This window comes from Kitasatospora sp. NPDC059571 (assembly GCF_042735675.1).
Taxonomy (GTDB): Bacteria; Actinomycetota; Actinomycetes; order Streptomycetales; family Streptomycetaceae; genus Kitasatospora.
Map to the genome: position 1 here is coordinate 4381 of NZ_JBHWBW010000230.1, position 7515 is coordinate 11895.

7 protein-coding genes and 1 pseudogene are annotated in these 7515 nt (G+C 71.7%); all 8 read right to left on the reverse strand.

Annotation, left to right across the window (positions count from 1 at the left end):
* Positions 1 to 574: pseudogene (locus tag ACFV0G_RS23505) on the reverse strand (bifunctional 4-hydroxy-2-oxoglutarate aldolase/2-dehydro-3-deoxy-phosphogluconate aldolase); the annotation flags it as partial.
* An 11-nt stretch (positions 575 to 585) separates the two neighbouring features.
* Positions 586 to 1347, reverse strand: coding sequence for an SDR family oxidoreductase (locus ACFV0G_RS23510; protein WP_380551209.1), 762 nt, complete (start codon positions 1345 to 1347; stop codon positions 586 to 588).
* Positions 1344 to 2387, reverse strand: a complete 1044-nt coding sequence (locus tag ACFV0G_RS23515; protein ID WP_380551212.1) for a zinc-binding dehydrogenase — start codon at positions 2385 to 2387, stop codon at positions 1344 to 1346. The genes ACFV0G_RS23510 and ACFV0G_RS23515 overlap by 4 nt, the downstream gene beginning before the upstream one ends.
* On the reverse strand, positions 2384 to 3286 hold the full coding sequence (locus ACFV0G_RS23520) for an amidohydrolase family protein (protein ID WP_380551215.1): 903 nt from the start codon (positions 3284 to 3286) through the stop codon (positions 2384 to 2386). Before ACFV0G_RS23520 ends, ACFV0G_RS23515 begins: the two co-directional genes overlap by 4 nt.
* A gap of 37 nt (positions 3287 to 3323) precedes the next feature.
* Entirely contained in the window at positions 3324 to 3674 is a 351-nt protein-coding gene (locus ACFV0G_RS23525) for an L-rhamnose mutarotase (RefSeq protein WP_380551218.1), read from the reverse strand.
* A complete protein-coding gene (locus ACFV0G_RS23530; protein ID WP_380551221.1) occupies positions 3671 to 5668 on the reverse strand; it encodes a hypothetical protein in 1998 nt (665 codons plus the stop codon). The genes ACFV0G_RS23525 and ACFV0G_RS23530 overlap by 4 nt, the downstream gene beginning before the upstream one ends.
* A gap of 30 nt (positions 5669 to 5698) precedes the next feature.
* Positions 5699 to 6607, reverse strand: a complete 909-nt coding sequence (locus tag ACFV0G_RS23535; RefSeq protein ID WP_380551230.1) for a carbohydrate ABC transporter permease — start codon at positions 6605 to 6607, stop codon at positions 5699 to 5701.
* A 55-nt stretch (positions 6608 to 6662) separates the two neighbouring features.
* Positions 6663 to 7515 (reverse strand): carbohydrate ABC transporter permease (locus tag ACFV0G_RS23540; protein WP_380551224.1); only part of this gene is annotated, 853 nt, incomplete at its 5' end.

A 7515-nucleotide genomic window follows, 5' to 3' on the forward strand; every position in this document is an offset into this window, starting at 1 on the left:
CGCCCGGATCAGCTCGCCGAGCGTCTCCTCGCCCTGCAGCAGGATCGGGTTGTCCAGCCGCGGGCGGCGCCCCCCGCGCCCCCCCGGGGGGGGCGCGGAGCAGGGGGCGCGAGACCGGCAGCGCCGCGCGGGCCCGCCCGCGCCCCCGGCGCGCCCGCAGGCCGCCGATCGATTCGGCGGGGAAGAGCTTGACGGTGGTGATGCCGGCCCGCAGGGCGCGCATCAGCTCGGTGGCGGTGGCGATGCCGGGCACCACGGGCACCTTCAACTCCCGGCATTTGGCGACGACTTCCTCGTCGAAGCCGGGAGAGACGACGAACCGGGAGCCGGCCGCCACCGCGCGTTCCGCCTGCTCGGGGTGGAGGATGGTGCCGGCGCCGACCGCGAGGCCGCCGTGCGCCGCCATCGCCTTGACCACCTGCTCGGCGTCCGGGGTGCGGAAGGTGACCTCCGCGCACCGCGCGCCGCCCTCGAAGAGCGCGTCCGCCAGCGGGCCCGCGGCGGCCGGTGCGCGTACGGTCAGCACCGGCACCACGCGGGTACCCGCCAGCACGGACGCCAGGTCGGTGGTCATCGGCCCCGTGGTCATCGGCCCAGCCAGCCGCCGTCGACCGGCAGGAGGGTGCCGTGGACGTAGGCGGCGGCGTCCGAGGCGAGGAAGACGGTGGCCCCGGCGAGGTCGTCGGCCCGGCCCCAGCGGCCGGCCGGGATCCGCTCCAGGATCGCCTTGCTGCGCACCGGATCGGCCTGCAGGGCCTCGGTGTTGTCCGTGGCGATGTAGCCGGGGGCGATGGCGTTGACGTTGACGCCGCGCCCGGCCCACTCGTTGGCCAGTGCCTTGGTCAGGCCGGCGACGCCGTGCTTGGCGGCGGTGTAGCCGGGGACCGTGATGCCGCCCTGGAAGCTGAGCAGCGACGCGGTGAAGATGATCTTCCCCTGGCCGCGGGCGACCATCGCCGCACCCACCGCCCGGGCGAGCGCGAACTGGGCGCTCAGGTTGACCTGGAGCACCAGGTCCCAGTCCTCGTCCGGGTGTTCGGCGGCCGGTGCGCGGCGGATGGTGCCGGCGTTGTTGACCAGGATGTCCACCGGCCGCTCCCGGCCCGCGAGGTCCGCGCCCAGCGCCCGGACCGCGTCCGGGTCGGCGAAGTCGGCGCGGATCGCCTCGAAGGTGCGGCCCGCGGCCAGGACGTCCTTCTCGACGTCGCTGCCGGTCTCCTCCAGGTTGGCGCTGACGCCGATCACGTCCGCGCCGGCCTCGGCGAGGGCGCGGGCCATGGCCCGGCCGATGCCGCGGCGGGCGCCGGTGACGACGGCGAGCCGGCCGGTCAGGTCGAAGGCGTTCACGCGCCCGCTCCCTCGGAGTCGTCGGTGCAGTCCACCAGGATCTTCATCACGTCGCCGCCGCCCTCCAGGGCCTCGAACGCCGCCTGGGCGTCGGTGAGCGGCACGACCTTGCTGATCAGCCGGTCGGCCGGGATCGTGCCGTCGGCGACCAGCGCGACCGCCTTCTCGAAGTCCGAGCGGTCGTACAACCGGGCGCCCACCAGGGTGAGTTCGCGCCAGAAGAAGCGGTGCAGGTTGATCTCGCGGGGCCGCGGGTGGATCGCCACCAGGCACAGCCGACCGCGCACGCCCAGCACCTCGACGGCGGTGTCGACCCCGGCCGCCGCACCCGACACCTCGAACGCGACGTCCGCACCCGCGCCGCCGGTCCACTCCCACACCGCCTCGACCACGTCCTCGGCCGCCGGGTCCAGGGTGGCGAGACCCGACTCCTCGGCCAGCTTGCGCCGGTGGGCGCTCAGCTCCACCACCCGGACGTCCGCCCCGGCCGCCCGCGCCACCAGGGCGATCAGGACGCCGACCGGCCCACCGCCCACGACGACGGCCTTCTCGCCGGCCCGCACCTCGGCCCGGCCGACGTCGTGCACGGCCACCGCGGTGGGCTCCACCAGCGCGGCCTTGTCCAGCGCCAGCGACTGCGGCAGCCGGACCAGCGTGTCGGCGGGCACCCTCCAGCGCTGCTGCATCGCACCGGGCGAGTCGATGCCGATGAAGTTCAGGTTCTGGCAGACGTGCTGATGACCCGCCAGGCAGGCCGGGCAGGTGCCGTCCCAGGCCAGCGGCATCACCGTCACCGCGTCCCCGGGCTGCCAACCCTCCACCCCCTCGCCGACCTTCACCACCCGGCCGGACATCTCGTGGCCGAGGACTGCCGGCGCGGCCACCCGGGTGTCCATGTCGCCGTGGAAGATGTGCAGGTCGGTACCGCAGATCCCGACATAAGCGGGAGCCAGCAGCACCTCCCCGGGCCCGGGCTCGGCGGGCCCGACCGCGGCCGTGTCCAGCGTGCGGGCAGCGGTGTAGCGAACAGCAAGCGTCATCGTGTTTCCCGAGTCTCTTCGGTACGGGTGAGGCGGTAGAAGGAGGTCGCGGTGCCCGCGAGGATCGCCGAGGTCTCGTCTGCGGAGCACCCGTCGAGCAGGACGTCCACGGTGGCGGCCCAGCAGTTCCAGCCTCCGGCGAGGTTCGCCACCGGCCAGTCCGATCCGAACATCAGCCGGTCGGGGCCGAAGGCGTCCAGCAGGACGTCCCACACCGGCCGGATGTCGGCGATGGTCCAGGCCTCGTGGTCGGCCTCGGTGATCAGCCCGGAGACCTTGCAGACCACCTGGGGGTGCCCGGCGAGTCGGCGCAGCCGGCTCGCCCACTCGCCCAGGTCGCCGCCGGCGATGTCCGGCTTGCCCGCATGGTCGAGCACCTGGGGCAGGCCGGGGAAGCGCTCGGCCAACGTGGCGGCCTGGTCGAGCTGGTGGCTGCGGACGAGCACGTCGTAGCCGAGTCCGCGCTTCTCGGCCGCCGCCAGGCCGCGTTCGACCTCGGCCCGCTGCAGCCACTCGGGGTCGGACTCGCCCTGGACCAGGCTGCGCAGCGACCGGAGGTAGCTGCCGCCCGGGCCTGCGAGCAGCCGGTCGAGGTCGTCACCGACCCCGGGAGACGTGAGGTCCACCCAGCCGACCACGGCGTCGATCAGCGGCTCCTGTGCGGCGAGCGCGAGCAGGTCCTCGGTCTCGGGCACGTCCGGGATGCACTGCACGACCACCGTGCTGTGCAGCCGGCGACCCGCCACCTCCTGGGTGGCGGTGGCGCGCAGGTCGTCCGGGGTGAAGGTGCGGCGGATCGATTCCAGGCCGGGCTCGTCGAGCCACGACTGCGGGCGCTGGGCGAGGTCCCACAGGTGGTGGTGGGCGTCGATGAGCACCGGCGGCTGAGTGGAGGTCACGGGAGGCTCCGGGTGGGGTCGGTCTGGAGTGAGCGGGTCAGTCTGCGGTGGGCTGCTCGCCGGGCTCGCTCAGGTGCCAGACCTCGGCGAGGTTGGTCCACTGGCGGGAGTCGCCCCGGTCTGGGAAGGGCTCCTGGCAGGGATCGGTGTGCGTCCACCACTCCTGGGTCACCGGGTCGGCCTCCAGCTCCGCGATGTCGGCGTCGAAGTCCTCGCCGTGGTACTCGAAGTACGCGAACAGCACGTCGCCGTGGAGGTAGATGCTGTAGTTGCGGATGTTCGCCCGGATCAGGGCCGCCTCGACCCCGGGCCACACGGCGGAGTGGAGCTTCAGGTACTCCTCGCGGTGCTCGGGCCGGAGCTTGATGGTCTGGGCGAAGCGCTTCACGCGGATTCCTCCGATGTTTCGCTGTTCGGCGCGTCGGCCGAGGTGCCGAAGGGCGAACGGTAGCTGGGGGTACGGGTGCGGAGCTCCAGCCGGAGGGTCATCCGGATGCGGGTGGACGCGGGGAGCCGCACCGTCAGGTACGCACCGCCGCAGGCCGCTTCCGCCTCGCCGACCACCGGCTCGCTGTGGCCGTAGTCGTACATGTCACCGATCCAGCCGTCGTCCGTACAGGTCGTGTACCGGACGGAGCTGATGGTGTGCTCGGCGAGAGCACCCGCCTGAATGATAATCATCCGATCTTTGTCTGGCGAGAGGTTGACCAGTTCGACCGTGGTCGCGTCGGGATCGATGGAGGTGACCAGGGCCGCCACGTCCTGCGGAAGCCCCGCGCGGCGGCCCTGGGCGTCGTGGTAGCGCAGCCGGGCCTGCTGGATGCCGCCGTTGTAGAGCACCTGCGGGCCGCCCCAGGTCAGCTGGACCAGGGCCTCGGTGGCCACCGGGTTGCACTGCTGCCACACGTGGATGTCCGCCTCGTCCACGTCCAGGTCGCGGTAGCGGTCGATCCGCCGCAGCCGGTGGCGCACCTGCGCCTGGGCGGCGGCGAGGATCCGCTCGGGGTAGCCGGGGTCGTCGCCGGCGAGGAAGGCGAACCAGGCCTTCTCGTGCCCGGACTCCTCCTTCGCCCGGAACGAGCGCACGGTGCTCCAGTCGAGCGGGTCCGCCTCGCGGAGCTTCTCGATGCGGACGCGGTCCTCCTCGGAGGCGCTGTGGTGCCAGAGCGCGATCGGCACCGGCAGGGTGACGGGGTTGTAGTCGAACCAGCCCGAGTCGTTGTGCCGGAACGGGAGGTGCAGCGTCGGCTTGTCGAAGTCCCCGGCGAGTTCGACCGCCCACTTGGCCGGGAGGCTGGAGTCCGCCTCGGCGTGCGGCATCAGCTCGGCCCGGGAGATCATCTCGTCGAGCGTGGTCCCGACCATCGAGAGGTAGTCGTCCTTGCCGGTGGACACCGCCGCGGCGAGGGCCGCCACGCAGGCCGCGTGGCCCACGCTGTGCCAGCCGTGCGGCCAGGACCAGCCGTAGTGGCCGCCGTACCAGCGGCCTTCGAGCCGGCTGCCGACCACGCCGTCCAGGCCGACGTTGTCCGGGATGACACCGCCGTTCGCCTCGGTGCGCTCCCGCCAGGCGCCGACGTACTCGACGATCCAGTCGCGGTAGCGCTGCTCGCCGGACAGGATCCAGGCGTTGAGGACCAGGCCGGCCACCGCGAGGTTGACCGCGGTGTCGCCGAAGCCCATCCGCTCGCGCATCTGCGCGCCGAGCCGCGGGTCCGAGTCGAGCGGGTACGGGCCGTCCTGCGCCTCGGGGAGCCACTCGAGCGGGTAGCCGTAGGTGTCGGCCTCCTTCTGCAGCCACGGGTAGACGTCGCCGTCGGACACGCCCTGCCGGTCGGGGTCGCTGCCGTTGTGCGGGCGGGTGACGATGCGGTGCCCGGGGTCGTAGTTGCCGTGGACCGGGTCGACGTACAGCTCGGCGAACCGCAGGGCGCGTGTCGACCAGCGCTCGGGGTCGGCCATGCACAGGAAGTAGAGCAGCAGCAGGCTCTCGCCCTGGTGGAACCAGTCGTAGCCGCGCTCGTACTCGTCCTTGAGCATGTCCAGCTCGGTGAGGTGCTTCGTCACGCCCTCCCAGTGCTTCTCACTGGCGGCCAGCAGGTCGTCGGCGCCACCGAGCAGGTAGAGCTGGGGCCAGTTGAAGAAGACCTCGTAGAAGTCGTCCACACCGTCACGGGTGGTCAGCCGGCCGTTGTAGTTCAGTCGGCCGTCGGGGCCGGTGAAGTCCCGGGCGAACCTGCGCCAGCTGTGGTCGAGCAGGTCGAACAGCGCTCGCTGCGCCACCGCCCACCCGGGCGGTTCGAGCAGCGGCACCCCGGCCTGGATCTCGGGGAGCGCCGTGGCGTCCTCGCCCGACGAGGGTTCGGTGGAGCTGTGGGACATGGGACGATCTCCGATCGGGTGGCGCGAGCACTATTCCTTGGTGGCGCCGGCGAGCATGCCGCTGACCAGGAAGCGCTGGGCGAAGAGGAAGACCACGAGTACCGGGGTGATGGCGACCAGGGTCGCGAGAGCCAGCTCCGGGCGCTCGACCGCGGCCGTGCCGGCGGCCGGGTTGAACTGCGGCACGCTGCTGAGGAGGTTGCCGACGCCGACCTGGACCGGCATCTGGTCGCTCTCGGGGAGCATCACGTACGGCAGGAAGTAGTTCGTCCAGTTGGCGACGAAGCTGAAGAAGCCCACCAGCGCGATGACCGGGGTCGCCAGCGGCAGGGCGATCAGACGGAAGACGCCGAACTCGGAGCAGCCGTCCATCCGGGCGGCCGCCAGCAGGTCCTTCGGTACGGCGGTGGCGAAGTAGATGTACGTCAGGTACACGCCGAAGGGGTAGAACGAGAACGGCAGGATGATCGACCACATGGTGCCGATCAGGCGCGCGGCGTTGAGCTCCAGGAACAGCGGCACCACCAGCGTGGCGCTCGGCATCAGCATGACGATCAGGGTGGAGACCAGCAGGGTCTTGCGGCCGCGGAACTCGGTCATGGCCAGCGCGTACCCGGCGGGCACCGAGACGCAGAGCGTGATGACCAGCGAGATGACGGCGTACAGGGCGGAGTTGCCCAGCCACTGGAGGATCGCGCCGTCCTGGAAGCCGCTGAGTGCGTGCCAGTTGTCCGCGAGCGCACCGAAGGAACCGAAGGAGAGCGGGTGGTCGTGGACCAGCTGCTGGTCGGTCTTGGTCGCCGCGAGGGCGAGCCAGAGCACCGGCAGGACGAAGAACACCACGAACACCGTCAGAATCGAGCCGGCCAGCAGCCGGTACGACGTCCGGCCCACGGACCGCGGGACCCGCCGCGAGGTCCGGGGTGCGTTTCGGCTCATGGCGCTCGGGTCCCGTTCGGTGCGCTGCGCGGTGGCGGTCCGGGGGGCGGAAGTCTCAGTCGGCATCGAAGAACCTCGATCGTGCGACGAAGACGCCGGCGACCGACACGCTCACGACCAGGAGCTCCATCGAGACCGCGGCGGCGCCGTTGATGTTGTTCATCTGGAAGGCGAAGTCGTAGGTCAGCTGGTTGAGCGAGTAGTCGCGACCGGCCACGCCCACGCTGGCCAGGGAGAGCAGCTGCGGCTCGACGAAGAGCTGGGCGCCGCCCGCGAAGGCGAGGATCACCATGTAAACGATCCACTTGCGGAGCATCGGGATCTGCACGTGCCAGGCGGTCTGCCAGGCACCCGCGCCGTCGATCCGCGCGGCCTCCAGGACGTCGCTGGGGATGTTGTTCAGCGCGCCGTACATGACGACGATCCAGCCGCCCGCGCCGGTCCAGAACGCGATGACGGTGAACAGCACCGGCAGGTTGCCCGGGGCGATGACCTGGCCGAAGGTGTCGAATCCGAGGGCCCCCAGCAGCGAACTGACCGGACTTACCGTCGGGTCGAGCATGAACAGCCACACCAGCACGCTGGCGGCACCCGCCAGCGCCCCGGGGATGTAGTAGAGGAAGCGGAGCGCCTGGCTGATCCGGCCGGAGGACACCCGGTGCAGCAGCAGCGCCAGCCCCACCACGAACACCACCAGCGAGAGCAGCCAGAACAGCAGGTAGAGCCCCACGTGGCCGAGCGAGTCCACGAACCGGAAGTCCTGCGCCGTGGTCACGAAGTTGCTGAAGCCGGTGAAGGTGCCGCCCGCGTCGGTGAACGCGAACCAGATCGCGTAGCCGATCGGCAGGACGCCGAAGGCGACCAGGAGGAGTACGTAGCCGGCGACGAAGGCCGGGCCGGCCCAGCTC